Source organism: Rubrivirga litoralis, assembly GCF_031846415.1.
Classification (GTDB): Bacteria; Bacteroidota; Rhodothermia; order Rhodothermales; family Rubricoccaceae; genus Rubrivirga; species Rubrivirga litoralis.
Genome location: NZ_JAVRHT010000007.1, coordinates 79,464 through 106,153, shown reverse-complemented (window position 1 = coordinate 106,153; position 26,690 = coordinate 79,464). Strand labels below are relative to the sequence as shown.

General features: G+C 72.0%; 23 protein-coding genes and 1 tRNA gene. 16 read left to right on the top strand and 8 right to left on the bottom strand.

The annotated features are described in order from the left end of the window. Nucleotides 1-41 precede the first annotated feature (41 nt). From RM540_RS04765 to RM540_RS04750, 4 genes are all read left to right on the top strand, one after another. On the top strand, nucleotides 42-1,637 hold the full coding sequence (locus RM540_RS04765) for a hypothetical protein (RefSeq protein WP_311662395.1): 1,596 nt from the start codon (nucleotides 42-44) through the stop codon (nucleotides 1,635-1,637). Beyond that, nucleotides 1,634-2,326 (top strand): hypothetical protein, encoded by a 693-nt coding sequence (locus tag RM540_RS04760; RefSeq protein WP_311662394.1) that lies wholly within the window; start codon nucleotides 1,634-1,636, stop codon nucleotides 2,324-2,326. The genes RM540_RS04765 and RM540_RS04760 overlap by 4 nt, the downstream gene beginning before the upstream one ends. An 81-nt stretch (nucleotides 2,327-2,407) precedes the next feature. Then, nucleotides 2,408-3,883 carry an N-acetylmuramoyl-L-alanine amidase family protein gene (locus RM540_RS04755; RefSeq protein WP_311662393.1) on the top strand — a complete coding sequence of 492 codons (1,476 nt, stop codon included), beginning with the start codon at nucleotides 2,408-2,410 and terminating at the stop codon, nucleotides 3,881-3,883. Nucleotides 3,884-4,132: 249 nt separating this feature from the next. Beyond that, entirely contained in the window at nucleotides 4,133-4,651 is a 519-nt protein-coding gene (locus tag RM540_RS04750; RefSeq protein WP_311662392.1) for an adenine phosphoribosyltransferase, read from the top strand. A gap of 12 nt (nucleotides 4,652-4,663) precedes the next feature. Here RM540_RS04750 and RM540_RS04745 read toward each other — a convergent pair whose 3' ends face one another. Next, on the bottom strand, nucleotides 4,664-5,062 hold the full coding sequence (locus RM540_RS04745; RefSeq protein WP_311662391.1) for a RidA family protein: 399 nt from the start codon (nucleotides 5,060-5,062) through the stop codon (nucleotides 4,664-4,666). Nucleotides 5,063-5,219: 157 nt separating this feature from the next. Here RM540_RS04745 and mnmA point away from each other — a divergent pair, with 157 nt between their 5' ends. Further along, a complete protein-coding gene (mnmA, locus tag RM540_RS04740; protein WP_311662390.1) occupies nucleotides 5,220-6,437 on the top strand; it encodes a tRNA 2-thiouridine(34) synthase MnmA in 1,218 nt (405 codons plus the stop codon). A gap of 5 nt (nucleotides 6,438-6,442) precedes the next feature. After that, nucleotides 6,443-6,622 (top strand): zinc ribbon domain-containing protein, encoded by a 180-nt coding sequence (locus RM540_RS04735; protein WP_311662389.1) that lies wholly within the window; start codon nucleotides 6,443-6,445, stop codon nucleotides 6,620-6,622. A 73-nt stretch (nucleotides 6,623-6,695) separates the two neighbouring features. Here the strand turns inward: RM540_RS04735 and RM540_RS04730 are convergent. Then, nucleotides 6,696-6,769 (bottom strand) — tRNA-Pro (locus RM540_RS04730). Nucleotides 6,770-7,304: 535 nt separating this feature from the next. Here RM540_RS04730 and RM540_RS04725 point away from each other — a divergent pair. The 7 genes from RM540_RS04725 (at nucleotide 7,305) to RM540_RS04695 (ending at nucleotide 17,789) form a co-directional block, all read left to right on the top strand. After that, nucleotides 7,305-10,079 (top strand): valine--tRNA ligase, encoded by a 2,775-nt coding sequence (locus RM540_RS04725; RefSeq protein WP_311662388.1) that lies wholly within the window; start codon nucleotides 7,305-7,307, stop codon nucleotides 10,077-10,079. A gap of 12 nt (nucleotides 10,080-10,091) precedes the next feature. After that, nucleotides 10,092-10,553, top strand: coding sequence for a DUF6174 domain-containing protein (locus RM540_RS04720; protein WP_311662387.1), 462 nt, complete (start codon nucleotides 10,092-10,094; stop codon nucleotides 10,551-10,553). Beyond that, nucleotides 10,553-11,020 carry an FxLYD domain-containing protein gene (locus tag RM540_RS04715; RefSeq protein WP_311662386.1) on the top strand — a complete coding sequence of 156 codons (468 nt, stop codon included), beginning with the start codon at nucleotides 10,553-10,555 and terminating at the stop codon, nucleotides 11,018-11,020. Before RM540_RS04720 ends, RM540_RS04715 begins: the two co-directional genes overlap by 1 nt. A 121-nt stretch (nucleotides 11,021-11,141) precedes the next feature. Next, the gene (locus RM540_RS04710) at nucleotides 11,142-11,660 is read left to right on the top strand and encodes a hypothetical protein (RefSeq protein ID WP_311662385.1); all 519 of its coding nucleotides are present in this window, start codon (nucleotides 11,142-11,144) and stop codon (nucleotides 11,658-11,660) included. Between the two features lie 309 nt (nucleotides 11,661-11,969). After that, nucleotides 11,970-15,197, top strand: a complete 3,228-nt coding sequence (locus RM540_RS04705; protein WP_311662384.1) for a SusC/RagA family TonB-linked outer membrane protein — start codon at nucleotides 11,970-11,972, stop codon at nucleotides 15,195-15,197. Nucleotides 15,198-15,272: 75 nt separating this feature from the next. Then, nucleotides 15,273-16,751, top strand: coding sequence for a SusD/RagB family nutrient-binding outer membrane lipoprotein (locus RM540_RS04700; protein WP_311662383.1), 1,479 nt, complete (start codon nucleotides 15,273-15,275; stop codon nucleotides 16,749-16,751). A 45-nt stretch (nucleotides 16,752-16,796) separates the two neighbouring features. Next, a complete protein-coding gene (locus RM540_RS04695; RefSeq protein ID WP_311662382.1) occupies nucleotides 16,797-17,789 on the top strand; it encodes a PKD domain-containing protein in 993 nt (330 codons plus the stop codon). A gap of 105 nt (nucleotides 17,790-17,894) precedes the next feature. On the opposite strand, the gene RM540_RS04690 is transcribed toward RM540_RS04695, so the two are convergent. The 5 genes from RM540_RS04690 to truA form a co-directional block, all read right to left on the bottom strand. Continuing rightward, the gene (locus RM540_RS04690; protein ID WP_311662381.1) at nucleotides 17,895-18,917 is read right to left on the bottom strand and encodes a YpdA family putative bacillithiol disulfide reductase; all 1,023 of its coding nucleotides are present in this window, start codon (nucleotides 18,915-18,917) and stop codon (nucleotides 17,895-17,897) included. Nucleotides 18,918-19,056: 139 nt separating this feature from the next. Beyond that, nucleotides 19,057-19,551, bottom strand: a complete 495-nt coding sequence (gene tadA / locus RM540_RS04685) for a tRNA adenosine(34) deaminase TadA (RefSeq protein WP_311662380.1) — start codon at nucleotides 19,549-19,551, stop codon at nucleotides 19,057-19,059. Between the two features lie 80 nt (nucleotides 19,552-19,631). Beyond that, nucleotides 19,632-20,918: an arginine deiminase gene (locus RM540_RS04680; protein ID WP_311662379.1), complete on the bottom strand. Its 1,287-nt coding sequence runs from the start codon at nucleotides 20,916-20,918 to the stop codon at nucleotides 19,632-19,634. A gap of 46 nt (nucleotides 20,919-20,964) precedes the next feature. Continuing rightward, nucleotides 20,965-21,156 carry a hypothetical protein gene (locus RM540_RS04675; protein ID WP_311662378.1) on the bottom strand — a complete coding sequence of 64 codons (192 nt, stop codon included), beginning with the start codon at nucleotides 21,154-21,156 and terminating at the stop codon, nucleotides 20,965-20,967. Between the two features lie 112 nt (nucleotides 21,157-21,268). Then, nucleotides 21,269-22,039, bottom strand: coding sequence for a tRNA pseudouridine(38-40) synthase TruA (truA, locus tag RM540_RS04670; RefSeq protein ID WP_311662377.1), 771 nt, complete (start codon nucleotides 22,037-22,039; stop codon nucleotides 21,269-21,271). Nucleotides 22,040-22,524: 485 nt separating this feature from the next. On the opposite strand from truA, the gene RM540_RS04665 reads away from it, so the two are divergent. Next, nucleotides 22,525-23,061: a shikimate kinase gene (locus RM540_RS04665; protein WP_311662376.1), complete on the top strand. Its 537-nt coding sequence runs from the start codon at nucleotides 22,525-22,527 to the stop codon at nucleotides 23,059-23,061. A 54-nt stretch (nucleotides 23,062-23,115) separates the two neighbouring features. Here the strand turns inward: RM540_RS04665 and rnhB are convergent, their stop codons facing one another. Then, nucleotides 23,116-23,712: a ribonuclease HII gene (rnhB, locus tag RM540_RS04660; protein ID WP_311662375.1), complete on the bottom strand. Its 597-nt coding sequence runs from the start codon at nucleotides 23,710-23,712 to the stop codon at nucleotides 23,116-23,118. Between the two features lie 424 nt (nucleotides 23,713-24,136). Between rnhB and rho the strand changes: the two genes are divergently transcribed. Next, nucleotides 24,137-25,669 carry a transcription termination factor Rho gene (gene rho, locus RM540_RS04655; protein ID WP_311662374.1) on the top strand — a complete coding sequence of 511 codons (1,533 nt, stop codon included), beginning with the start codon at nucleotides 24,137-24,139 and terminating at the stop codon, nucleotides 25,667-25,669. Nucleotides 25,670-25,888: 219 nt separating this feature from the next. Further along, nucleotides 25,889-26,662, top strand: coding sequence for a RadC family protein (gene radC, locus RM540_RS04650; RefSeq protein ID WP_311662373.1), 774 nt, complete (start codon nucleotides 25,889-25,891; stop codon nucleotides 26,660-26,662). Nucleotides 26,663-26,690: the final 28 nt, after the last annotated feature.

Below are 26,690 nucleotides of genomic sequence, written 5' to 3'. Positions count from 1 at the left end.
GACCGCCGTCCGCGCCGTTCGCTAGGCCCCCCTCTGATCCGATGTCTGACGCCCTCACCCCGCTCCGCCACGTCTACGGCCTGGAGCCCGACGGCGGCTCCGCACCGGGCGCCCCGGGGCACGCCGAGCAGGAGGCGCTCCGCGGAATGGCCCGAGCGCTCGACGCCGCCTTTGCCGCCGCCCCGCCCGCGCCGCCGTCCGCGGCCGCTGTCGACGCCGTTCTCGCGTCGGCCGCCGCGGCGTCGGCCGACCACGCCACGGCGAGCGCCGCCGTCCGGTCCGCGTACGGCGAGGGGCCGGAGGCGGGCGGGGCGATCGAGGCGGCCGTCCTCCGCCAGTCGCGCGAGGCCCTCGACCGGGCGGTCGCCGCCCGCCCCCGGCCGCGCCCCGACGCCGCCGTCGTCGACTCCGTCCTCGCGTGTGCCGCCGAGGCCTCGTCGTCACAGCCCGCCGTCCCGACGCAGGTCGTCGCCGACCGCCCCGCCCTCGCCCCGCTCGCGGTCGCCTTGGGCGGGGCGGGCGCGCGTTCGGCCGAGACCGCGCTGCTCGCGCAGAGCCTGGACGCCCTCGGCCGGGTGCCGCGGCCCCGCCCGTCGGCGGCGGCCGTCGACGCCGTGCTCGCGGCGGCTGCCGCGGCGTCGTCGGCCGGTCTGAACGCGGTCCGCTTCGTATACGAGGGCGGGGCGGCGCCCGACGCGCCGGTCGAGATCGCTCTTTTGTCCCAGTCGCGCGAGGTCGTCGACCGCGCGCTCCGCGCCCGTCCGCAGCCGCGGCCGTCGGACGTGGCCGTCGCCGCCGTGCTTGCGCGGGCCGCCGAGGCCTCGGCCGAGCGCGCCGACGAGCCGACGGTGAGCGACCCGGCGCTCGCCCCGCTCGCGCTGGCCTACGGCCTCCCGCTCGCGGTCGAGGCGCCGGCGGGCGGCGCCGAGCTCGCGCTCCTCGACGGCACGCAGGCGACGCTCGATCGTCTCCGCCCCGCCCGCCCGGACGCCGCCGTCGTCGAAGCCGTCCTGGCACGCGCCGCGTCGGCCACGCGCCGTCCGGCGCCGCGGGCCGACCGTCCGGCGGTCCGCCCCGAGCGCCGCCGGTTGCCCTCGCGGGTGTGGGCGGGCGGGGCGGCGCTCGTGCTCTCCGCTCTGACGGCGGTCGCCGTGTTCTCGGGTGTGCTGTCCGATAGCGAGCAGACGGTGGCGCCGGCCGCGTCCGCGGTGGTTGCCGCGTCGGGCGGGGCGGCGAGCGGGCCGGAGCTGGCCGCGGTCGGCGTGGAGGAGGAGGCCGAGCCGCCGGCCGCCCCGCCCCCCGTGGTGGCGGCGCCCCAACTCGCCGCCGTCGCCGCGCCGCAGGCCGCCCCGCCCCGCCCGGCACCGGCCGCCGCTCGACGCGCGCCGGCCGCGCGACCGGCGGCGGAGACGCCGCCGTGGGAGGCGAGCGAGGACGTCCGCGCGCTCTCGCTCCGCCTGGAGGAGCTGGACCGATCGAGTGACGGGCTGGCGTGGGACGAGCCCGCCGAAGCGTTCGGGCGGCCCGGCGGGTCGCCGGGCCTGACGTCGACGCCCGGCCTCCAATCCGTCCGCGCGGGCGCCCCGCCGGCTCGCGCGCGCATCGCGCCCACCGATTCGTCCCGGACGCCGCGATGAGCCTTCGCCGTCTCGCCCTCGTTCTGCTGACGCTCGCCGTCAGCACGGCCGCCCGCGCCCAAGACGAGGGCTCCCACACGTTCCAGGTGGTCGGGGGGGAGGTCCACCTCGACGGCCGCGCGCTCCCCGGCGCCGTTCCTCCGTCGCTCGACCTGACCGGCCTTGCGACGGGCGTGCTCGAGTTTAGCGGCCCCGTCGCCCCGGTGCTCCGCGTGGACGGAAGGGCGTACGTGCTGGAGAACGAGAAGCTGGTCCCGCTCGACGAGTCGTCGAAGGCGGGCCAGGGCGTCTACATCCTGGGCGACCTCGGACCCGAGTCTCAGAGCCTCGACAGCCTCCCGCAGGACCAGCTGACGCCGATCGTGGAGGCGGCCTACATGCGCAACGTCGAGGAGGCCGACGGGTCGCTGTACTCGAAGATGCGGACCGAACGGGCGATGGAGGCCGAGGCCCTCGGCCTCACGCGGCGGCTCCTGCGCCTGCCCGACGCTAGCGACGAGCGCGAGCGGCTCCGGGGCGACCTCCGCACGCTGCTCTCGGACGTGCTCGCGCTCAAGCACGAGATCCGCCGGGAAGAGCTCGACCTCGCTCAAGACCGGCTCGACGCTGCCCGGCAGCACCTCCGCGAGCGGGAGGAGAACCACGAGGCCATCGTCACGCTCCGCCTCCGCGAGTTGACGGGGAAGTAGGGCGGGGCGGGAGATCGGACGGGCGTTGACAGAGCGGGGCAAACTTCCCGTATTCTGTCGTCCGTCGCCGCCGTCCCCCCCATGCGCGCCTTCGCCCTTGCCGCCGCCCTCCTCGTAGGTCCGGCGGTGCCCTCCGTTGCCACCCCGCCCCCGGGCGGCGTGCCCCACGCCGACCCGCCCGCCCGCGTCGAGGCCGTCTCGTTCGACCGCGACGGCCGCACGGCGACGGTCCGCGTGCACCTGTCGAGCCCGGTCGAGGCGTTCAGCGCCGACGCGCGGGCGGGGCGGCTCGAGATCGTCTTGAACGGCGCCCGCCCCGCCCCGGCGCTCCGGCAGGGCGGGGCGGAGTGGCCGGTCCAGAGCTACCGCGTCGAGGCCGAGGGCGACCGCGTGGTCCTCTCGTTCCGCATCGAGGGCGGGGTGGCAGTCCGGGCGGCGGCGGACCCGGGCTCGAACGACGTGATCCTGTCGTTCTCGGACGGCGCCATGGGCGGGGCTCGGGTGGCGGGGTGGGGCGCCCCCCGCCCGGCTCGGCAGGCGGAGCGCGCCCGGCCCGACGCGGGCCGAGCGACTCGTAGCGCCGCGGGCTGGCGGCCGGCGGCCGACCCGGTCCGCCCCGACCTTCCCCCGCTCGCGGACGCCGCCCCGCCCCGGACGCCGGCGCGCCCGTCACCCCGCCCCGCCCCGCGCGCGGAGCCGCCGCGTCGCCAGCCCCCGCGGCCGGCGGCCCCCGCGCCCCGGCCGATGCCGACCGTGGACCCCGCGCCGACGCAGCCCCGCCCCGTTCCGCCCGTGGCGTCCGGGGCGCTGGAGGTTCAGGCGCCGGACGTGGACCTGCCGGACGCCTCGCGGTGGCAACTCGACACGGTTGTGCTCGACGCCGGCCACGGCGGGCAGGACCACGGCGCGGTCGGGCACGGGACGAGCGACAAGGAGGTGGCGTGGGGCGTCGTGAGCCGGCTCGGCCCGATGATCGAGCGCGAGCTCGGCGTCCGCGTCGTCTACACCCGCGACGACGACACGTTCGTCGAGCTCCGCGAGCGGGGCCGGATCGCGAACCGGTCGAACGGGAAGCTGTTCATCTCGGTCCACGCGAACGCCGCCGGGTCGTCGTCGGCGTCGGGGACGGAGACGTTTTTCCTGGCGCCCCACCGCGAGGCGTCGGCAAAGGACGTCATGGAGCGCGAGAACTCGGTCATCGAGCTCGAGAGCCAGCCCGAGCTCTACGAGGACTTCGACGACCAGGGCGACATCCTCCAGGCGATGGCCATGAGCGCGTACCAGGAGGAGAGCCAGGCGCTCGCCGGGCTCATCGAGCGCGAGTTCGTCGCGTCCGGCCGGTCGAGCCGGGGCGTCAAGCAGGCCGGGTTCATCGTGCTCTGGGCGGCGTCGATGCCGGCCGTGCTCGTCGAGACCGGGTTCGTCACGAACCCCGACGACGCCCGGCTCCTGTCCAGCGACGCCGGCCTCGACGCGACGGCCGAGGCCATCTTCCGCGCCGTCCGCGCCTACAAAGGGCGCTACGAGCGCGGCCTCCACCCGCAGCACGGCGGCTGAGGCGTCGGGGCGCGCCCAGTTCGGTCCGCCCCGCCCGGTTTCGAGCGGTGCCGGATCTGCCCACCCCGCCCTGCGCGGCGGCGCTACAGCCCGTGCCAGCCTCGGCGGTCAGGGCGGGGTGGGGCTGTGCCGCCCGAAGCGGACACGGCCCGTCGTGTCCCGACCACCCCGCCCGTCCCGGTGCGCCCGCAGCGGGCTGGGGTGATCGCATCTTCCTTCCGCCTTCCGCCTTCCGCCTTCCGCCTTCCGATGCCCGACTTGCTCGCCGCCGTGCGCACGGTCTCCGACTTCCCGAGCCCGGGCGTCGCGTTCAAGGACCTCACGCCGATCCTCGCCGACCCCGCCCTGTTCGAGGCTCTCCTCGACCGCCTGGAGGCGCCGTGGGGCGGGGCGGGCGTCACGCACGTCGTGGGCGTCGAGGCGCGCGGGTTCTGGTTTGGGCCGGCGCTCGCGCTCCGCCTGGGCGCCGGGTTCGTGCCGTGCCGGAAGCCGGGGAAGCTGCCCGCCGCGACGATTTCAGCGAGCTACGCGCTCGAATACGGCGAGGACGCCGTCGAACTCCACGCCGACGCCTTCGGACCGGGAGACCGCGTGCTCGTCCACGACGACGTGATCGCGACGGGGGGGACGGCCGCCGCCGTGTGTACGCTCGTCCGCGAGCTGGGCGCCGAACTCGTGGGCCTGTCCGTGGCGCTCGAAATCCCGTCGCTGGCGGGGCGGGACGTGTTGCCGAGCGGCGTCCGCGTCGAGGCCGCGCTCGTGGTGTAAGGGCGCGGCGGCCTAGCGGACGGCGATGCAGCTGATCTCGACCGACGCTCCGCGCGGGAGCTTGCCCACTTCGAGCGCCTCGCGCGCCGGGGCCGCCCCGCTAAAGTACCGGGCGTAGACCTCGTTGACGGGGGCGTAGTCGTCCATGTCGCGGAGGAAGAGCGTGGCCTGAACGACATGGTCGAAGTCCATGTCAGCGGCTCGCAACACGGCCCCGATATTGTCGAGGATGCGCGTCGTCTCTTCCTGGACGTCGCCCTCGACGAGCTCGCCGGTCTCGGGGTCGAGGCCGATCTGCCCTGAGCAGTAGAGGGTCTCGCCGACGAGGAGGGCCGAACTGTAGGGGCCGATCGGCGCCGGAGCGCCGGGCGTCTTGATCCGCTCGCGGCGGGAGGGGGGCGGCGGGGTCATAAGCGTAGGATCTCTTGGTCGGCAAGGTCCCTCCCCGCCCGTTGGGGAGGGGCGAAAAGGACGGGAAGCTCTAGCCCTCCACCGGGGGCCGAGCACAGACCCAGCACAGACCGTGCTAGTTTTCCCGCCCCGCCCTTTCTCGCCCCACTCTGACACCATGAGCCGTCACGGCCGTGTCCTCGTCGCCATGAGCGGCGGGGTCGATTCGTCCGTCGCCGCCGGCCTCCTCCACGAGGGCGGCTACGAGGTCGTCGGCGTGACGATGAAGACGTGGGACTACGAGACGTCGCTGGGCGGGTCGGGCGCCTCGCGGAAGCAGTCCGGGTGCTGCTCGCTCGACGACATGAACGACGCCCGGGCCGTCGCCGTCGCGCTCGGCGCCTCGCACACGGTCGTCGACATCCGCGACGAGTTCGGCGGCTGGGTCGTCGACCGCTTTGCCGACGACTATTTGGCGGGGCGGACCCCGAACCCGTGCGTGCTCTGCAACACGCACATCAAGTGGGCCGCGCTCCTCAAGCGGGCCGACGCCCTCGGCTGCGAGCACATCGCGACCGGCCACTACGCCCGCGTCCGCCCGGCCACCCCGCCCGCCCCGCCCTCGCACGCGGGGCGGGGCGGGGCGGGGCGGTTCGTGGTCTCGCGCGGGCTCGACCGGAACAAGGACCAGTCGTACGTGCTGTGGGGCGTGGCCCAGGACCACCTCGCGCGGACGCTCCTCCCGCTCGGCGGCCACGCCAAGCCCGAGATCCGCCGGCTGGCGGCCGAGATGGGCTTCGACCACGTGGCCGGCAAAAAGGACTCGTACGAGATCTGCTTCGTGCCCGACGACGACTACCGCGGCTTCCTGCGCCGGCGCCACCCCGCCCTCGGTGACCTCGCGGGCGGGCCGCTCGTGCACGTCGAGACGGGCGAGGTGCTGGGCACGCACGACGGCTACCCGTTCTACACCGTCGGCCAGCGGCGCGGGCTGGGGCTCGCGCTGGGGGAGCCGGCCTACGTCGTCCGCATCGAGCCCGCAACGAACACGGTTGTCGTCGGGCCGCGCTCGGCGCTCGCGGCGCGCGCGCTCACGCTGGACGGCGTCGTCTGGGGCAAGACGCCCGGCCTGGAGGGCGCGGGCGGGGAGGCCGAGGCGTGGGGCCAGATCCGCCACCGCGACCCGGGCGCGGCCGCCGTCCTCCGCCAGACGGGCGCGGACACGGCCGAGGCCGTCTTTGCCGAGCCGCGTGCGGCCGTCGCGCCGGGCCAGGCCGCCGTGTTCTACGACGGCGACGACGTGCTCGCCGGCGGGTGGATCCAGTCGGTTCCCGCCCCGCCCTCGGCGGCCCCGCCCCGCCCGGACGACGCGTTCGTCGCGCTCCCGACGCTGTGAGCGCCGTGCGCGAGTGCCCGTCGTGCGCGATGGAGGTGCCCGCGGACGCCGCGGTGTGCCCGGTGTGCGGCTACGAGTTCCCGGTCCCCAAGGCCGGCGTCCGCGCGAGCGCGTGGCTGTTCGTGGCGCTCATGGTCCTGTTCGCGGTCCCGCTGCTCGCGTGGCTGCTCGGCTGGTTCGGCTAGCCGCCCCGCTCGCTGAGGGCGGGGCGGGCATAAAAGAAACGGCCCCTCCGCGAGAGCAGAGGGGCCGCCGGAGTCGGGATGGCGGGATTTGAACCCACGACCTCCTCGTCCCGAACGAGGCGCGCTACCGGGCTGCGCCACATCCCGAAAACCTGCACCCGAAGGGCAGGCGGTCCGCAAGGTACGGCGCGGGCGGGGCGGACCGACGCCGGGCAGGTGAAGCTGGGGCGAACCCGTGCCGCCACCCCGCCCCCCGACACCAGCGCAGGTTGTCCCTGCGACGGCCGCCCCGCCTACGCCACGGGCGGGGCGGATTCTTCGCCGGCCGCCCCGCCCGACCCGGCGGCAACCGTAGGACGCTCCTACGACGGCCACCCCGCCCCATCCGCGTGCCACGGTTCGCCCGGCGGTGCGCCCGACGGCGTTGCATGCAACGCCGCTACGACGGTTGCCCCGCCCGACCCGGGGGGCGACCTCCGGTCGCCCCGACGACACCGCCCCGCCCACGGCATGGGCGCGGTGGCGCCCCCATACGGGCACCACGCGTGGTGTCCCCACGAACCCGCCCCGCCCTCGTGCGGCACGGGCGGGGTGGCGTATCTGCCACCCGCCCGCGCTTCACCGCGCCTCCCCGCCCGGTCGGCTAGCTTCGGCGGTCCACCCGCGCCCGCCGCGCCTGCACATGCCCGAGACCCGCCCCGCCCCGCCCGCGACGCCGCCCGCCGCCCCGGCCGGCTCCGCCTACGAGCCCGCCGCCGTCGAGCAGAAGTGGTACGCCTACTGGGAGGCCGGCGGCTTTTTCCACGCCGACCCCGAGGCCGTCACCGAGGGCGGGGCGGAGCCGTTCGTGATCCCCATGCCGCCGCCCAACGTGACCGGCCGGCTGCACATGGGCCACGCGCTCCAGGACACGGTCCAGGACCTCCTCACGCGCTACAAGCGGATGCGCGGCTTCGAGGCGCTCTGGATCCCGGGCATGGACCACGCCGGCATCGCGACCCAGAACGTGGTCGAGCGGAAACTGAGGGAGCAGGGGCTCGACCGCAAAGAGATGGGCCGCGAGGCGTTCCTGGAGCACGTCTGGGCGTGGAAGGAGGAGTACGGCGGCGTCATCCTGGAGCAGAAGCGGCGCCTCGGCGACTCGTGCGACTGGCGCTACGAGCGGTTCACGATGGACGAGGGCCTCAGCCGCGCCGTCCAGGAGGTGTTTGTGCGCCTCCACGACGAGGGGCTCGTCTACCGCGGCGACTACCTCGTCAACTGGGACCCCGAAAACCAGACCGTCATCTCGAACGAGGAGGTCGACAACGTCGAGCGGCCGGGGCACCTGTGGACCGTTCGCTACCCGGTCGTGGACGAGGGCGGGGCGGAGACCGGCAGGTACGTCGACATCGCGACGACGCGGCCCGAGACGATCCCGGCCGACACCGCCGTCGCCGTCCACCCCGACGACGAGCGCTTTGCCGACCTCGTCGGAGAGCACGTCAAGGTGCCCGCCGTCGACCGCGTCGTCCCCATCATCGCCGACGACTACATCAAGATGGACTTCGGCGCCGGCGCGCTGAAGGTGACGCCGGGCCACGACGAGAACGACTACGCGATCGGCCAGCGGCACGGGCTGGAGACGGTCTCGCTCATGAACCTCGACGGGACGCTGAACGAGGAGGGCGGCCCGTACGCCGGGCTCGACCGCTTCGAGGCCCGCAAACGGATCGTGACGGACCTGGAGGCGGCCGGCCAGCTCGTCAAGACGGAAGACTACCCGCACACGGTCCCCATCTCGTCCCGGTCGAAGGCCGTCATCGAGCCGCTGCTCTCGCCGCAGTGGTACGTCTCGATGGAGCCGCTGGCCCGCGAGGCCCTCGCCGTCGTCGACGACGGGACGGTCCGGTTCCACCCCGCCCGCTGGGCCAACGAGTACCGGCGGTGGATGGAGGACATCCGCGACTGGCCGATCTCGCGGCAGCTCTGGTGGGGCCACCGGATCCCGGTCTGGTACCCGACGAACGCGGACGGCGAGCGCGACGAGGAGAACTTCGTCGTCTCCGTCGACTCGCCTGGGCCGGGCTACGTGCAGGACGAGGACGTCCTCGACACGTGGTTCTCGTCGTGGCTGTGGCCGTTCGCCACGCTGGGCTGGCCCGACGACACCGATGCGCTCCGGGCGTTCTACCCGGGGAGCGTGCTCGTCTCGGGCTACGACATCCTCTTTTTCTGGATCGCCCGGATGATCATGGCCGGCACGCACTTCCTGGGCGAGGCGCCCTTTACGGACGTGTTCGTCACCGGCATGATCAAGGACAAGCAGGGCCGGTGGATGTCGAAGTCGCTGGGCAACGGGATCGACCCGCTCGACACGATCGAGCAGTACGGGGCCGACGGCGTCCGTTTTACGCTCGCCAAGCTGTGCGCCCAGGGCCAGGACATCCGCCTGGACCCGACGACGTTCGAGGGCGGCCGGAACTTCGCCAACAAGGTCTGGAACGCGTTCAACGTGTTCGGCCGCTTCTTGGAGACCGACGAGGCAGGCCGCCCCGTCCGCGACGTCCGACGGCAGCGAGAATTCTCGGGCCTCACCCTTGTCGAGCAGTGGATGCTCACGCGACTTGACGAGACCATCGTCGCCGTCGAGAAGTCTCTCGACGCTTACCGCGTTTCGGAGGCAGTCCAGACCGTGTACGACACAGTCTGGAGGGACTTCTGTGATTGGTACCTGGAGTTGGCGAAGCCTGGTTATGGCGCGGAGATGGATCAGGAGACGCTTGCGTTCTCCGTAGAAGTGTTTGATGCGATCCTGCGGCTCCTGCACCCGTTCATGCCGTTCCTCACTGAGGAGCTGTGGTGGAAGCTTCGTCCACGAGATGAAGGGGAAGCTTGCATCGCTGCCGAATGGCCCTCAGTGAGCGAAGAGGCCGTTGCTCTAAACAAGAGATATCAGGGGGCTCCGCTTCGCTACGCTGATGAGGCCAAGAAGGCGATCGAAAGCTTCACCCTAGTTCAGGAGGTCGTTACGGCCGTCCGCCAGGTGCGGGCGCAGTACAACGTGCCGCCGTCGAAGGCCATCGACGCGCGCGTCCGCGTGGGCGGGGCGGAGGCCGAGGCGACGGTCGCGGCGCTGGAGTCGGCCCGGGGCGACCTGGAGCGGCTGGCGGGCCTGGGCGCGCTCCAGATCGGGGCCGACCTGGACAAGCCCCAGGCGGCGGCGGCCGTCGTCGTGGACCGCCACGAGGTGTTCGTCCCGCTCGCGGGCATGATCGACCTGGACGTCGAGCGCGAGCGGTTGGCGAAGGAGATCGAGTCCAAGCGGCAGTTCCTGGGCGGGGTGGAGAAGAAGCTCCGCAACGAGCAGTTCACGAGCCGCGCGCCCGAGGCGGTCGTCGAGAAGGAGCGCCAGAAGGCGGCCGACGCGCGCGCCGAGATCGACGCGCTCAAAGCGAACCTGGCCGACCTCGGCTGACCCGCCCCGCCCGTGACCCGCTCCGCTGCCCTGGTCCTCCTAGCGCTCGCGCTCGCGGGCTGCGACGGGTCCGGCACCGATCCGGTGGGGGAGGGCGTCGAGGGGCGGACGCCGGCGTCGCTCGCCGAGGCCCGGGCGGCGTGGGAGGCCGGCGGTGTGAGCGCGTACCGGATCGTCTTCGTCCGGCACTGCGAGTGCTCCCACGCCGTCGCCGGCCCCTGGACAGTCGAGGTCCGCGGCGGGCAGGTCGTCGCGGCCACGTCCGAGGGGGGCGCCGGGCAGCGGGTGGAGCCGCGGACCGTCGCCGGCTTCTTCAGGGTCCTGGACGAGGCCTTCGCCGCCGACACAGTCGCCGTCCGGTTCCGCTACGATCCCGCGACGGGCCTGCCCCTCTCCCTGCTCGTCGACTACGCGGCGGAGGTGGCGGACGACGAGCTGTCCGTGCAGGTCCTCGGCTTCCGCGCCCTCCCCTGATGGCCCGCCGCGCCCCCGGGGCCGCAACCCACCCCGCCCTCAGGAACTCCTCAGGCACGGGCGGGGCGGGCGGGGCGTTCTTCGGCCTGCCGCCCCACCTCCTCGGTCCGCCCGTGTCCATTCCGCCGTCCTTCCGCCCCGCCCGCTTTGCCGCCGCGCTCGCCCTCGTCGGGCTGACGGTCCTCGCCGCCTGCGGCGATGCCCCAGACCAAGTCGGCGTCCACGGCCTCGAACTCCAGCGTCGGGGCGGCGGCTACCCGTCGGTCTCGGGCCACGTGGTCAACGAGGGCGGGGCGGCCGCCCGCTCGGTCGACGTTTCGATCACGCTCTACGACAGCGACAGCCGACCCATCGAAGACCTCCTGCTCCAGGTCCGCGACGTGCCGCCTGGGGACTCGGTCCGGTTCGAGCGCGACCTCGACGTCGTGCCGAACTCGGTCAAGCTGAAGTACGTCGGGGTCAACTGAGGCCGCCCCGCTCGGGCGGGGTGGAAGGGGCGGGGCGGTGCCGTAGCGGCGGGCTAGGTTTCCCTTCACGGAATCCTTATCTTGAGGGGCCGGGTCTCGTTCCCAGTGCTCCACGCCGTCTATGACCCGCCCCGCCCGCGTGTTCGCCGCCGCTGCCGTCTGCGTCACGGTAGGGGAGGCGCGCGGAGCGGCCGGGGGCGCTGCTGAGGAAGGCGTGGGCCGATCGGCCCGAGCGGGGTGGCGTCGCGTCCTGGCGCCGGCGCTCGCCGCGGTCCTGGCCGGGTGCGCCGGGGGCGGGGCGGCCGGAGACGACGGACGGCCCCGCTCGAACCGCAACACGATCACGGCGGCCGAGGTGGCCGAGGCGACCACGGTCGGCAACGCGTACCTCCTGGTCGAGCGGCTGCGCCCGCTGTGGCTGCGCAAGCGAGGACCGAGGAGCATCCTGTTCGACCCGGGCATCATCGTTTACGAGGGGACCATGCGGTTCGGGGACGCTGAGTCCCTCCGGTACATCCCCACCATCGATGTCGAGTCGCTCCGGTTTCTTCCCCCTGACCGCGCCATGCTCATCCACGGCGCAGGCCATCCACATGGAGCGATCGTTGTTGAGGTCAAATCGGGTCCCGACGAGGTCTAGCCTTAGGGGGCAGTAGGGGCGCTTCTCATGGGGAGTTGATGAAGGGCGGGGGGCGAGTGTTTTGACCCTGCTCAAGCTCCTGGGGCGCGGGAGAGCCCTATGGTCCTGATTTGGTGAAGGCTGGGCTCAGAGTAAAGCGCTTCCACGTTCCCCCGGCAACGAGAGAAGTGGGCGGAGTGGGTGTGGCGCGGGCCGCAAGAAGGGCTAGCTTCGGCCCCCGACAGAGAGCGGACCGTCCGTGGCCGGCATGGTCCGTGGTTCCGCCCCGCCCGCGGATGGGCGACCGCCTTCCCCTACTCCTTCATGGTCATGTCTAGACTGTTCACCTTCGTCGTCCTCGCCTGCGCCATGCTCGTGGCCGCGGACGCCGCCTCTGCGCAGGCCACGGGCACCGTCCGCGGCGTCGTCACCGACAGCACGTCGGGCGTCGGCCTCCCGGGCGTGAGCGTCCGGCTCACATCGGACACCTCTGTTGGGGCCGCGACGGACGTCAACGGTGAGTACGAGATCCGTGGTGTCCCAACGGGCGCCCAGGTCCTTATCGCCTCCTACATCGGGTACGAGACGCAGACCGTCCCGGTGGTCGTGGGCGAAGGCGAGACCGTCGTCGACATCCAGCTCTCCGACTCCATCTTGCTCGGTGAGGACGTGATCGTCACCGCGCTCGGGATCGAGCGGGCCGAGCGGTCGCTGGGCTACGCCGCGCAGGCGGTCGAGGGGGATGAGCTGAGCAAGGTCCGCGAGACGAACGTGATCTCGTCGCTGTCTGGCCGCGTGGCCGGGGCCAACGTCTCGCAGGGGAGCACGATCGGCGGGTCGGCCCGGATCGTCCTCCGCGGGCCGAGCTCGGTGTCCGGCAACAACGAGCCGCTGTTCGTGGTCGACGGCATCCCGCTCGACAACTCGAACATCTCGGCCCCAGGCCAGTCGACGGGCGGCGGCGGGTACGACTACGGCAACGCCGCCTCGATGATCAACCCGGACGACATCGCCTCGGTGTCGATCCTCAAGGGGGCCTCGGCCGGCGCGCTCTACGGCGCCCGCGCCTCGAACGGCGTCATCCTCATCACGACCAAGAGCGGCCGGCGGGGCCAGGGCATCGGCATCACGGTCAACCAGAGCGTCACGACCGAGAGCGTCTACAACCTCCCGCCCTACCAGAACCTCTACGGCGGCGGCTCGAACGCCCCGTTCAACGTCAACGGCCAGGGCCAGCAGGTGGTCGATTTCGCGACCGACGAGTCGTGGGGGCCGCGCCTCGATGGTCGCCCCGTCCGTCAGTGGTACAGCTACGACGAGGTCAACGGCCTCATGGGGCAGACCACGCCGTGGGTCGCCGCGCCCGATAACGTTCGAGACTTCTTCGACACCGGCGTCACCTCGAACACGAACCTCGCATTCTCGCAAGGCGGTGAGAACTTCAACTACCGGCTCTCGCTCACGAACGTGTCGACGGACGGCGTCTTCCCGGGCAGCCAGCTCGACCGTCGCCAGGTGAGCTTTAACGGGTCGCTCGACCTCACGCCGCGCCTGAACACCACGTTCACCGGCAACTACATCAACAACGGCGCCGAAGGTCGGCCGGGCACGGGCTACGACGGACAGAACGTGTTCCTCCAGTTCAACCAATTCGGCCAGCGCCAGGTCGACCTCGGCGACGGCAGCTACTCGTTCGAGTACGTCCGCCCGAACGGCGTCCAGCGCGGCTGGAACTGGCGCAACCCGGTCGCGGGGACGCTCCAGTACGCGGACAACCCGTACTGGATCTCGTACGTGAACCAGCAGGAGGACTCGATGAACCGGCTCTACGGCAGCTTCGCCGTCGGGTACGACTTCACCGACGAACTCAACCTCCGGACCAACGTCCAGACCGACTACTACACGCAGCGCCGCGAAGAGCGAATCGCGTTTGGGAGCCAGGCGACGCCGCAGTACCAAGAGGGGATCTACGAGGTCCAGGAAACGAGCGCCCGCTCGCAGCTGACCTACGAGACGGATCTGACGCAGGACGTCTCGCTCAATACGTTCGGCGGCGGCGAGGTCCGGTACAACGGGTACTCCCGCAACCGAGGGATCACGCAGGGCGGCCTCAGTGTGCCGGGCCTGTTCACGCTCGAAAACTCGGTTGCCCGCCCGTTCCTGGAGGACTACTTCGAGGAGCTCGCCGTCTACAGCCTCTACGCCGATGCGACGGTAGGCTACCGGGACCTCGTCTACGTCAACGCCTCGCTCCGCAACGACTGGTCGTCGACGCTGCCGGACGGTGACAACTCGTACCTCTACCCGTCGGCGAACGTGAGCCTCGTGTTCTCTGAACTCGCCCCGCTCCGCAACCAGAGTCTTCTGTCGTTCGGGAAGGTCCGGGCCGGGTTCGCGATCGTGGGCAACGACACCGACCCGTACCGGGTCAACCTGACGTACCCGCTCTCGCTCCCATTCGCTGGATCTCCGCTCCAGCGGCTCCCGACGACGCTCCCGAACCCGGACCTCCGGTCGGAGCAGACGACTTCGTTTGAGGCCGGCCTCGAGCTCGCGTTTCTGAACGGGCGGGCTGGTCTCGACTTTACCGCCTACTCCTCGCAGACGGACGACCAGATCCTGGCCGTCGAGGTCTCGCGTTCAACGGGCTACTCGTTCCAGCTCGTCAACGCCGGGACGATCTCAAACCGGGGCATCGAGCTCGCGCTGCGCGCGACGCCGGTCCTCATGGAGAACGGGTTTCAGTGGGACGTCAACGTCAACGCGGCCCGGAACGTGAGCGAGGTCGAGTCGCTCCTCGACGACCTTGAGGTGTACACGCTCGGAAACGCTCCGTTTGGTGCTCGGGTCACGGCCGCCGTCGGCGAGCCCTACGGCGCCATCATCGGCAACGACTTCGTGTACGACGCCAGCGGCAACAAGGTGGTCAACGTCGACGCCGACGGCAACTTCACCAGCTACCGGAGCAACCCGTCCCAGGTCCTCGGGTCCTACCTCCCCGACTGGACGGGCGGCCTCTCGACGACGTTCTCGTACGGGGGGCTCCAGCTGAGCGGGCTCATCGACGCCCAGTTCGGCGGCGAGTCCTACTCGGTGACGAGCCTGTTCGGCCGCTACTCGGGCATCCTCGACGAAACCGTCGAGAGCGACATCCGCGAGCGCGGCATCGTCCCGACCGGCGTCGTCACGCTGCCGAGGGGGACGACGCCGGAGGAAGCGGCCCAGCTGGAGGGGACTCCTGTTGGAGACGGCGCCATTGATGCGGAGACGTACTTCAAGGGGACGTTCGGCCTCCAGGGCGCGCACATCTTCGACATGAGCTTTATCCGGCTCCGCGAGCTCAGCCTCGGGTACTCGATCCCGGCCCGGTACACGCAGCAGATCTCGGTTCAGAACGTCACGCTCTCGCTCGTGGCCCGGAACCTGGCCCTGCTCTACTCGAAGTCCCCGTTCTTCGACCCCGCCGTCGCGCTGAGCGCGTCGAACGTCCAGGGCATCGAGGCCGGAGCCTACCCGCCGGTCCGCTCGCTCGGGCTCAGCATCACGGCCACGCTCTGAGGCCCCGCCCCGCCCCGCCCGCGCGACGCGGGCGGGGCGGCCGTCGCGACCCGTACACCTTCTGACTCTCCTCCCGTGAACCGATCCATTGCCCTCGTCGGTGTCGTCGCCTGCGCCCTCACGCTGAGCGCCTGCGACCTTACCGAGCTCAACGAAAACCCGAACGAGTCGACGCAGCCTGTGACAGGGTTCATCCTGTCCCGTGCGGAGGTAAACCTCGCGCAGAACTACTTTGACAGCTTCAACAACGGCCGCTTCGGGCTCCTCTACGCCCAGTACTGGACGCAGAACCAGTACACGAGCGAGGACCGTTACCAGTACCGCGAAAACGTCGTGGACGCTTACTGGACTGATCTCTACCTCGTGATCAGCAACCTCCAGGAGCTCAAACGGCTCGTGCCGGAGGACGAGGCCGCTGTCAGCCCGGAGAACCAGGTCGCCGTCGCCGACATCATGCAGGTGTTCGCGTTCCACGTGATGACGGATATCTGGGGCGACATCCCATACACGGAGGCTCTGCAGGGGCGGGACAACCGGGTGCCGGCCTTCACGCCACAGGAGGAGATCTACCCCGACCTCATCCGCCGCCTAACGGAGGATCAGGCGATGATTGACGTGGCCGGGACTGTCCCAGGCGATCTCATTTACGGCGGCAACGCGGCTAGGTGGAAGCGGTTCGCCAACTCGCTCAAGATGCGAATCGCCATGCGGATGTCGGACCAACTCCCGGACCAGGCGGCGCAGGCCATCCAAGAAGCCATTGCGGCCGGCCCGATGAACAGCGTGGCTGACGCAGCGATCCTCGACTTTACAACGTCGGAGCCGTACACGAACCCGATCTACGAGAACTACGAAATCACGGGCCGCGACGACTGGGCCGTAACTGAAGGTCTGGTGACGACCCTCCAGGAGCGGAACGACCCGCGCCTCCCGATTTACGTTGCACCCACCCCGCGTTCCGTGGAGGTGACGCCGGGGGCGCCGGTGTACGAAGGACTCCCGTACGGGCTTGCGCAAGGCGTAGCCGCGGCCATTCCACGGTCCAACTTTTCGCGTCCGGGCGAGATCACGCGGGAAGCGACGTCGCCGGCCATCTTCATGCTCTACGACGAGGTCCTGTTCATCAAGGCTGAGGCCGCCGCTCGCGGGTTCATCAGCGGCGACGCTGACGACCTGTTCGAGGACGCCGTCCGCACCTCGTTTGAGTACTGGGGCGTCGACGATCAGGATGTCGTAGAGGACTACGTCAGTGACCTCCCCGATCTCGACGGCTCCAACTACAGGCAGGTTCTGGGTGTTCAGAAGTGGCTCGCCCTCTACATGCAGGGCATTCAGGGCTGGTCCGAGTGGCGCCGGCTCGACTTTACAGGTGTCCTGATCGAGCCGGTCGGAGGTAAGCTGGACTCCTTCGAGGGGCCGATCCCCGTCCGCCTCGTCTACCCCACCCAGGAGGAGGCTCTGAACAGCGATAACCTGGCCGCGGCCATCGCCAGCCAGGGTCCCGACACACAGGGGACCCGAGTCTGGTGGGACGTTGCGCCCATTGGTCTGTAACCACCCCCGCTCGCTCTCCTGAACCGCTTTATCTGTATCGCCTCCATGCCTATCTCCTCCCGCTTTCGCCCCCTCCTCTTGGGGACCCTCGCCCTCGCGGCGGGGCTCACGGCCTGCGACAACTTCGAGGACAACCTCGACTTTGAAGCCGGGGACTCCCGGACGATCGTCGGCGCGTCCTCCGTCGAGGTCGCCCCTGAGATCCGGTACATGGCGGACACGACCGCGACCGGCGTAACGATTACGAGCGTCGACGTCGAGACTGACCCGACGACGACGGTGCCCTACTACATCCAGGCCTACACGATCGACCAGACGTACGCGTGGAATGTCGAAGGACCGGGCAACCCGACCGGCGTGGTTCGGCGCGACGGCGAGTACTACGACGTTACGTTCGGGACCCGGGGCGCCTACACAGTCACCGTCAGTGACGGGACGTACGCTGGCACCGAGGATGTCACGGTGACGGAGCCGCCGTCCGTCGGGGCGTGCGCCGCGACGTCTTCGTCGCTCGTCCGCAACGGAGACAACGTGACGTACCGGGTGGTCGAAGGCGACCCCATCACGTTCAGCGCGGTGACCGCAGGCCGTCTCGACTCCGAGGTCTCAATCACGTACGGCGTGGACGGTCCTGACGCGGACACGGCCCCTGACGTCGTGCCTGTTGCGTCATTCCCCGTCACCTACACGTACCCGGAGGCCGGGTCTTACGACGCGACAATTGTCGTGGAGAACGAGGACGGGAGCGACTCGTGCACCCTCGACATTGAGGTCCGCGAGCCCGTCACGATCAGCGAGTGTACGGCCCAGCCGAGCGCGGTCCCGGTGGGCGGGGCGGTCCAGTTCAACGGCGTCGTCAACAGCCTGGTCGGCGACGCGAGCGTGTCCGTCGACTACGGCAACGGCGTGACGGCCAACAACGTCAGCCTGCCCCTCCAGTACACGTACAACACGGCGGGGACGTACACGGCCACGATCACGGCCGCAAACGCCCGCAGCAACGCGTCCTGCACGGTCGGCGTGACGGTCGGGAGCTAGATCCGAACCCCGGTTCTACGCTATAGCGGCCGGCGCCTCCAGGGGTGCCGGCCGCTCACGTTTCGTCCGCCCCGCCCGACGGCCGCCCCGCCCGGGCGGGGGCGGTCAGGGCTGCCCCACCGCCTCAACGTGAGGGACCGGCCGCCCCGCCAGGTGCGCGGCGATCCGGGCCGCGTGAATCCGGCCGTTCTCGATAAACCAGCGGCTCGTGTTGTAGCCGCCGCAGACGGTCCCCGCGAGGTAGAGGCCGGGCCGCGTCGTCTCCATCGTATCGTCGTCGAAGACGGGGACGCGAGCGGGGCCGTCGAGCTCGACGCCGGCCGCGGTCAGGAACGAGAAGTCCGGGTGGTAGCCGATGAGCGCGAGGACGAAGTCGGCCTCGACGGCGAGCGGGCCGTCGGGTGTGCGGACGTGGACGGTCGTCGGCGTGATGCGCTCGACGGTCGAGTGGAAGTGGGCTTCGATGGCGCCCTCCTCGATTCGGTTGAGGAGGTCCGGGCGGATCCAGTACTTCACGCTCGTCGTGATCTCCCCGCCCCGCACGACCATCGTCACGTCGCCGCCGTGGCGGTTGATCTCCAGGGCGGCCTTGGCCGCCGAGTTTTTGGCCCCGACCACGACCGTCCGCCGCCCGCTGTACAGGTACGGCTCCTTGTAGTAGTGGGCGACGTGGGGCAAGTCCTCGCCCTCGACGCCGAGCCGGTTGGGCTGGTCGAAGAAGCCTGTGGCGACCACGACCGCCCGGGCCGCGTGCGTCCCCCGCGACGTGACGACGGTAAAGTCGCCCGCCCCGCCCTCGACGGCGAGCACGCGCTCGCCGAGGCGGACATCGAGCCCCTCGCGCTGGGCGACGGCGCGGTAGTAGTCGAGGGCCTCCTCGCGGCGCGGCTTGTAGAGCGTGGTCGCGAGCGGGTGCCCGCCGATCTCCAGGAGCTCGGGCGTCGAGAAAAACTCCATGAGCGTCGGGTACCCGACGATCGAGTTGACGAGCGCCTCTTTTTCGACCACGCGCGCCGTGAGCCCTGCGCGCTCCGCCTCGATCGCGCACGCGAGCCCGATGGGGCCGGCGCCGACCACAAGGAGGTCGACGGCGTCGGGGCGGGGCGGGGCGGGGCGTCCGTTGGGCACGGCGGGGCGGGGCGGTGTCCGGCTGCTACCGCCCCGCCCCCGGCGTGTTGCCAAGCGGACGTGGAAACGGGGCCGCGGACCTGTGCCGCCCCGGCCGCCTTGGTCGCCGCTGCCTGGGCGGGGTGGCCCGCCTCGCCCCCTATGCGCCGCCCCGCCCGTCGGGGGCGGGGCGGCGGGCGCGGAAGAACGCGCGCAGGAGGTCGGCGGCGGCGTCGGCCTCGACACCGGAGACCGTCTCGACCTGGTGGTTGAGGCGCCGGTCCTGGGGGATGTCGAAGAGCGTGGAGGCGGCCCCGGCCTTCTCGTCGAACGCCCCGAACACGAGCCGGTCCAGCCGCGCCCACACGAGCGCGCCGGCGCACATGGGGCACGGCTCCAGCGTCACGTAGAGCGTGCAGCCGGCGAGGTTCTTAGTGCCGAGCGTCTGGCAGGCGGCCGAGACCGCGAGCATCTCGGCGTGTGCCGTCGGGTCGGCGAGTCGCTCGACTTGGTTGTGGCCCCGCCCGACGACCGCCCCGCCCTGCACCACGACGGCGCCGACGGGGACCTCACCGGCCTCGTACGCCCGCTCGGCCTCCTTCAGGGCCATCTGCATCCACCGGCGGTCGGGGTCGAGGAGCGAGGCGAGAGACACGGTCTAGAATGCGGAATGTTGAACGCGGAATGACGAAATGGAATGCGCCTGGGCGGGGTGGGGTGGTAGCCCTTCCGCATTCACGATTCCGAATTCCGCATTCGCACGAGCGGCATCGTCATGCAGCGCGGGCCGCCCCGCCCGCGCGAGAGCTCGTTGCCCGAGAGGCGGACGGCGATCCGGTCCTGCGAGGCCGCCGCGGCGTCGCCGTAGAAGCCCAGGAAGTCATCGGCGCTGACGACGTGGAAGCCGGCCCGAGCGAGCGCCTCGTAGGTCGCCCGGTTGCGGGCGTAGCCGACGACGAGGCCGGGGCGGACGGCGAACAGGTTGGCCCCGTCCGTCCACTGCTCGCGCCGCTGGCGGATCGGGTCGGCGCCGCCGCACGGGATGAACGTGTAGGACCGGCCAGTCACCTCCTCGAGCGCCTCGCGGACGCTCGGGAGCGGGCGCATGCGGAACTCGCGGGGTCCGTCGCCGCCCCGCTCTGCGCCGGCCTCAATGTGGAGGACGTGGTCCCGCGGCTCCTCGATGATGGGCGGAAAGACGACGCATGTGTCGTCGTCGGCGAACGTGAACACGGTGTCGAGGTGCATGCAGTAGCGCTCCTTCGGGAGGTTCACCATCAGCACGTGCTCGACAGACGTCCGGTCCAGGAGCGCCCGTGCGACGGCCAGCACGCCGCCCAGGCTCGTCCGCTCGCTCTGCCCGATCATCACCACGCGCTCGTTGACGACCAGGAGGTCGCCGCCCTCAAACGTCACGTCCTCCGGTAGCTCGATGAGCCGCTCGCGGGCCGCCGCGAACCGCGGGTGGTGGTGGTAGATCGTGCGGATGATCGCGCTCTCGGGCCGCCGCGCCGCCGTCGCGGCCAGGCTCAGGATCGGGTGGTCGCCGACGACGGCCGAGAGGTCGCGCGTGAACAGGAGGTTGGGGAGCGGCGTGGCCGAGACCGCGAACGGCGCCTGCCCCGTCAGCGCGAAGCGGTGGAGCGCGTCGGGGCCAAGCGCCTTGAGCTCGGCCTCGTACGCCTCGAAGTTGCGCTCGGGGAGGAGCTCGACGAGCGCCTCGACGAACGACTCGCGCGCGTCGGCCCCGTCGAACGCCTCGCGGAGCAGGTCGGACAGCTGGAGGACCGCCCCGCCCTCGGCGCCGGCGTCGCCGATGGCCGCCTCGAACAGGCGGACGAGCGTGGCGTGCTCCTCGCGGGCCTCCTCCACGAACAGGAGGTCGTCGAACAGCAGCTCGTCCTTGTTCCCCGGCGCCACGAGCGCCATTTCCTCGCCCGGCGTGTGGACCACGACCTGCCGGAGCGGGGCGGTCTCGGAGGAGACTTGGAGAGGCGGGGCGGCGGTGGCAGACTCGGGCATCGGGCGGGGCAAAGTGTAGCGCCCAAGCTACCGCCCCGCCCGCGCTCTACCGCCGGCTCTTGTCGCGGACGAGCTCGACGAACCGGAGCCCCGCGGCCACGACCACGAGCACGATGATCACGCGGACGGCCAGCGCGAGGAGCCACCCGACCAGGTCGAGCACGAGCGCGAGCAGGCCGAACGCCGCCACCAGGACGATGGCGACGACGAGGATCTGGAGCAAACGCTGGATCAGCATGGCGGGGCGTCCGGTGCGGCGGCGTGAGAGCCCATGGTTCGGGCGGGGCGCGGAATGGTTGCGTGGAGTTGCCGTCAACGCTCCGCGTCGCGGTCCGGTGCCCGCCCCGCCCCTATGGCGCCGCGGGCGGGGCGGCGAACGCGGGCTCGGCGTAGTCCACGCGCTCCAGGACGAGGCCGAGGGCCGGAGCGGCGGGGCCGGCCGCGCGGCGGTCGCGGGCGCCGAGGACGCGGGCGAGGTCGTCTGCTGGCCGGCGCCCGCGCCCGACCTCGACGAGCGTCCCGACGACGGCCCGGACCATACCGTGCAGGAAGCGGTCGGCGGCGATCTCGAAGTCCCAGTCGCCCGCGCGCGCTCCGGGCACCCACCGCGCCGTCTCGACGGTGCACACGCGGTTCGTCGTCTCCGACTTCGTCCGGCAGAACGACGAAAACTCGTGGCACCCGAGGAGCGTCTCGGCGGCCCGGTTCATGGCGTCGACGTCGGGGGCGGGGCGGAAGAGCGCGCGCGTCCGGCGGTCGAGGGCGCGGGGTTCAGTCGTGGCCTGGTACGTGTACCGCCGCCGCCGCGCGTCGAACCGCGCGTGGAACCCGTCGGGCGCCGGCTCCACGGCGAGCACGGCGACGGCCGGCGGGAGCAGCCCGTTCAGCGCCGCCCGCAGCCGGTGCGCGTCGGGCGCCGCGTCGGTCACGAAATGCGCCACCTGCCCGCGGGCGTGGACGCCCGCGTCCGTCCGCCCCGACCCGACGACGGCGACGGGCGCGCGGAGCGCCGTCGCGAGCGCGGCCTCGACGGTGCCTTGAATCGTCGGCCCCGCCGGCTGGACCTGCCAGCCGCGGAAGTCGGTCCCGTCGTACTCGATCAGAAGGCGCGTGGTGGGCAAAGGGGATGGGGGATGGGGGATGGGGGATGGGGGATGGGGGATGGGGGATGGGGCGGGCGCTGCGAAATGTTCCGGCCGCCCCGCCCGTGGGTGGTAGGGGCGACCGGCAGTCGTCCGCGGGCGGGGCGGCGCCCGGTTCGTCCCGCCCCGCCCCGCCCGGCGTCAGGCACTCGTAGGGACGCGGCGTGCCGTGTCCGGGGCGGTGACGGGCGGGGCGGGTACGTGCCCAGACCGCCCCGCCCGATGCCCCCTCCGACCTGGGTGGGGCGGGCGTGCCGTGCCCCCAATGCGGACACCATGCATGGTGTCCCTACGAATCTGGCCCGGACCATTTTCGGCGGACGGGGTGGCGGGTGTGCTGCTTGCGGGCGACCGCCGGTCGCCTCTACCACCCCGCCCACGGGCGGGGCGGGGCACCTTGCTGCCCGCTGCCCGCACGATCTTCCGCCTTCCGCCTTCCGCCTTCCGCCTTCCGCCTTCCTTCCGTGTCCCCCCGCGTCTACCTCACCGGCTTCATGGCCTCCGGCAAGAGCACCGTCGGCCCGCTCGTGGCCGACCGCCTGGGGTACCGCTTCGTTGACCTGGACTGGCTGATCGAGGCGCGGACGGGGCAGACCATCCCCGCCCTGTTCGAGCGGGGCGGGGAGGCCGCGTTCCGCGAGGCCGAGGCCGAGGCCCTCGCCGAGACCACGAACGCCGAGGGCCTCGTCGTGGCGACCGGCGGCGGCGCGCTCGTGGACCTCGTGAACCTGTGGACGGCGCAGACGGCGGGCGTCGTCGTGTGGCTCCGCGCGTCCGCCGCGACCACGCTCGCACGCCTCGGAGACGCCGGGGGCCGTCCGCTCCTGGCCGACGGGGCGGGGCGGCCGCTCCAGGGCGAGGCGCTGGCCCGACGCGTCGGCGCGCTCCTGGCCGAGCGCGAGCCGACGTACGCCCAGGCCCACTTCGTCGTCGACGCCGACCGGCTCCCCGCGCTCGTCGCCCGCGACGTGGCCGAGGCCGTCGTCGAGCGGGGCGGCTGACAGGCGCTCCACCCCGCCCGCGGTTGCTCTGCCGGCGGCCGCCCCGCCCGCGCGTTACCGCGTGAGGCGGAACGAGCGCCGGTGGTGCGGACTCGGCCCGTGCTCCGCGAGCGCCGCGTAGTGCGCCGCCGTCGGGTACCCCTTGTGCCCCGCCCAGCCGTAGGCCGGGAACGCCGCGTCGAGCTCGACCATGATCCGGTCCCGCGTCACCTTGGCCACGACCGACGCCGCCGCGATCGACAGGCTGAGCCCGTCGCCCTTGACGACCGTCTCCTGCGGGCACGGCGCGTCTGGGATCCGCGTGTTGCCGTCGACCAGGACCGCGTCGGGCGGGGCGGGGAGGGCGGCCGCCGCGCGGCGCATGGCCTCCATCGCCGCCCATAGCACGTTCAGCCGGTCGACCTCCTCCGGCGAGCACTGGCCGACGGCGACGGCGACGGCGACGCGCTCGATCGTGGGAACGAGCGCCTCGCGGGCCGCTGGCGAGAGCTTTTTGGAGTCGTCCAGGCCGGGGAGACGGGCGTCCGGCGGGAGCACGACGGCGGCGGCCACGACCGGGCCGGCGAGGCAGCCCCGCCCGGCCTCGTCCAAGCCGGCAACGACATGCCGTCCGGCAGCCCAGTGGCGGTGTTCGAGGGAGAGGTCGGGCATGGCCCGAGGATAGCGCCGCCCCGCCCGAGGGGGTTGTAGCCTCGGCCCCGCCCGACGTGGGAGCGGGGCGGCACGTGCGCTTGCTTCCCGTGGGGAAACCGTCTATCTTCTCCGTCGTCAGAACGTGGCCCCACTCGCGAACCCATCCGACGCAGCCGGGGCACTCTAGGGCCGGCAGTCACGTCGTCGCAGCGGAGCGAGACGGAGCGGATGCCTCCGCGGCCGGCCCGATTGTTGTAACCGTTTCGCACAGGCCCGCGCTGAGTTGGGCCGAGTGCTTGTCCGGCCGCACACGCGCCGGACGCCCGAACGATCCGCACGGACCCCTGCGGCCGCACACGCCTGAGCGCATGCTCGGCCCCGGCCGCCTTCCCCCCGACGCGCCGGCGCCCGCCGACGCCCTGTATCGCCAGCCATCCATTTCATGGCAGACAAGACGAGCTCGTCGGCCCCCGACGACGCGACGGACCGCCCCGACGACGCTGACACCAAGCGCCGGTCGCGGTCGCGGACCAAGGTCATCGACCTCACCGGGAGCGCCAGCGGCACGAACGGATCGTCCGACGCGGCCGATGCGAAAGCCCCCGCCAAGCGCCGCACGCGCAAAAAGAAGGAGGACGCCCCGGCCCCCACAGAGGACGCCCAGGCCGACGGCGGCTCCGAGGCCCCCAAGCGCCGCCGCCGCAAGACGCGCGACGCCGAGCCCGTCGCCTCCAGCGACAGCCTCCCCGACGAGGGCGGCAGCGACGACGAGGGCGGGGGCCGCCGCAAAAAGCGGAGCCGCTCCAAAAAGGGCGGGGACTCCCCGAAAAAAGGCGGCGACAACAGCAAGGGCGGCGGCCACCCCGGCGAGCCGTTCGAGGGCATGCTGGAGTTGATCGGCGACAAGAAGTTCGGGTTCATCCGCGAGCTCTCGACCTCGCTGACCAAGGGCGACAACGACCCGTTCATGCCGCCCCCGCTCATCCAGAAGTACAACCTCCGCGACGGTGTGCTCCTCAAGGGCACGATCAAGCCGGGCCGCAAGGGGGCCTGGCAAGTCTCCGAAGTCGAGGAAGTGATGGGTATGAGCCCGGACGAGTGGGCCGAGGAGACCGAGGACTTCGATGAGGGCCTCGTCATCTACCCCGAGGAAAAGCTCCACCTCGTAACCGGCTCCGACGACACGTCGATGCGCGTCATCGACATGGTCTCGCCGCTCGGGAAGGGCCAGCGGGCGCTCATCGTCGCCCCGCCCCGCGCCGGCAAGACGGTGCTCCTGAAGGGGATCGCCGCCGGGCTCGCCGAGAACCACCCCGAGGTCAAGCTCGTGGCCCTGCTCATCGACGAGCGGCCCGAGGAGGTGACCGACTTCCGCCGGAACACGGAGTGCACCGTCTTCGCGTCGTCGAACGACGCTGGCGAAGACAACCACGTCCGCGTGGCCACGCTCGCGTTCGAGTACGCGCGCCGGCTCGTCGAGCAGAAGAACGATGTCGTGATCCTGCTCGACTCGCTCACGCGCCTCGGGCGGACGTTCAACCTGTTCGGCGGCAACTCCGGGCGGACCATGTCGGGCGGCCTCGACGCCCGCGCGCTCCTCATGCCGCGCAAGATCTTCGGGTCGGCCCGGAACATCGAGAACGGCGGCTCGCTGACCATCATCGCCACGGCGCTCGTCGAGACCGGCAGCCGCATGGACGACGTGATCTTCGAGGAGTTCAAGGGGACCGGCAACGCCGAGATCGTCCTCGACCGCGACCTCTCGGAAAAGCGGATCTACCCGGCCATCAACATCAAGCGCTCGGGGACGCGGAACGAGGAGCGCCTCGTGCCGGACGAGATCGCGAAGCAGCGCAACATGCTCCTCCGCGCGCTGAACTCCCGCTACCCCGACGAGGCCATGCAGGCGCTGCTCAAGCAGATCCAGCTGAGCCCGTCGAACGAGCACCTGCTCAACGAGCTGATCCCTGAGTAAGGCACGAGGCGCCACCCCACCTGTCGACCGGCCGCCCCACCCCGCTCGTCCGGGGCGGGGCGGCGTGCGTTTCGGGCGGGGCGGTGAGGCGCGACGCGGGGCAGACGTGGTACCACCCCGCCCGCAAATCCGCTGTCGCTGCGGGGGCGGGGCGGCCCGGGAGGGTTACGCCGGGCGGGGCGGCGGGTCTAGCGAGGCCCGCTCGCACCCACCCCGCCCATGCCCGCCGACGCCTTCCGCCCCGGGATCTCGCTCCACGAGCCCGAGGAGCCCGACGTCCAGTACGGGTACGTCCCCATCCGCGACCGGCCCGAAGCGGACCGGCCCCGCGAAAAGCTTCTGGCCAAAGGCCCGTCCGCGTTGTCGGATGCCGAACTGGTGGGGCTCGTGTTCGGGAGCGGGACGCGCGTCGGCGGGCGGAGCGTGTCGGCCGTCGAGCTGGGGCAGGCGCTGCTCCAGGCGTACGGGTCGCTGGCGAAGCTGGCCCGGCGCGACGCGGCCCAGGTGGCGCGGTCCACGAAGGGCGTCGGCCCGGCGAAGGCGGCGCAGCTGGCGGCCGTGTTCGAGATCGGCCGCCGCGTCGAGGCCGCCCCGCCCGCGGGCCGCGTCCAGGTGCGGAGCCCGGCCGACGTGGCCGCCGCCTACGGCCCGCGCCTCCGCGACCTGCCCCGCGAGGTGTTCGTCGTGCTCCACCTCAACACGGCCAACGTGGTCACGTCCGAGTACACGCTGACGACGGGCGGACTGGCGGCCTCCATTGTCGAGCCGCGCCAGGTGTTCGAGCGGGCCATCCTGGAGCACGCCGCGTCGGTCGTGTGCCTCCACAACCACCCGTCGGGCAACCCCGAGCCCAGCCGCGAGGACGTGGCGGTCACGAAGCAGCTGGTCGAGGCGGGGCGGGTGCTGGGCATCCCAGTCCACGACCACATCGTCATCGCGGGCCGCGGCTTCACGTCGCTCGCCGAGCGCGGGCTGATGGGCGGGGCGGGGTGAGGGGGCGAGAGAGCAGGTAGAGCGGGAG

Excerpts from the sequence above, each read along its gene's own strand:
- RM540_RS04765 (WP_311662395.1), top strand. The coding sequence starts at position 42 with ATGTCTGACGCCCTCACCCCGCTCCGCCACGTCTACGGCCTGGAGCCC.
- RM540_RS04760 (WP_311662394.1), top strand. The coding sequence starts at position 1,634 with ATGAGCCTTCGCCGTCTCGCCCTCGTTCTGCTGACGCTCGCCGTCAGC.
- RM540_RS04755 (WP_311662393.1), top strand. The coding sequence starts at position 2,408 with ATGCGCGCCTTCGCCCTTGCCGCCGCCCTCCTCGTAGGTCCGGCGGTG.
- RM540_RS04750 (WP_311662392.1), top strand. The coding sequence starts at position 4,133 with ATGCCCGACTTGCTCGCCGCCGTGCGCACGGTCTCCGACTTCCCGAGC.
- RM540_RS04745 (WP_311662391.1), bottom strand. The coding sequence starts at position 5,062 with ATGACCCCGCCGCCCCCCTCCCGCCGCGAGCGGATCAAGACGCCCGGC.
- mnmA (WP_311662390.1), top strand. The coding sequence starts at position 5,220 with ATGAGCCGTCACGGCCGTGTCCTCGTCGCCATGAGCGGCGGGGTCGAT.
- RM540_RS04725 (WP_311662388.1), top strand. The coding sequence starts at position 7,305 with ATGCCCGAGACCCGCCCCGCCCCGCCCGCGACGCCGCCCGCCGCCCCG.
- RM540_RS04715 (WP_311662386.1), top strand. The coding sequence starts at position 10,553 with ATGGCCCGCCGCGCCCCCGGGGCCGCAACCCACCCCGCCCTCAGGAAC.
- RM540_RS04710 (WP_311662385.1), top strand. The coding sequence starts at position 11,142 with ATGACCCGCCCCGCCCGCGTGTTCGCCGCCGCTGCCGTCTGCGTCACG.
- RM540_RS04705 (WP_311662384.1), top strand. The coding sequence starts at position 11,970 with ATGTCTAGACTGTTCACCTTCGTCGTCCTCGCCTGCGCCATGCTCGTG.
- RM540_RS04695 (WP_311662382.1), top strand. The coding sequence starts at position 16,797 with ATGCCTATCTCCTCCCGCTTTCGCCCCCTCCTCTTGGGGACCCTCGCC.
- RM540_RS04680 (WP_311662379.1), bottom strand. The coding sequence starts at position 20,918 with ATGCCCGAGTCTGCCACCGCCGCCCCGCCTCTCCAAGTCTCCTCCGAG.
- RM540_RS04675 (WP_311662378.1), bottom strand. The coding sequence starts at position 21,156 with ATGCTGATCCAGCGTTTGCTCCAGATCCTCGTCGTCGCCATCGTCCTG.
- rnhB (WP_311662375.1), bottom strand. The coding sequence starts at position 23,712 with ATGCCCGACCTCTCCCTCGAACACCGCCACTGGGCTGCCGGACGGCAT.
- rho (WP_311662374.1), top strand. The coding sequence starts at position 24,137 with ATGGCAGACAAGACGAGCTCGTCGGCCCCCGACGACGCGACGGACCGC.
- radC (WP_311662373.1), top strand. The coding sequence starts at position 25,889 with ATGCCCGCCGACGCCTTCCGCCCCGGGATCTCGCTCCACGAGCCCGAG.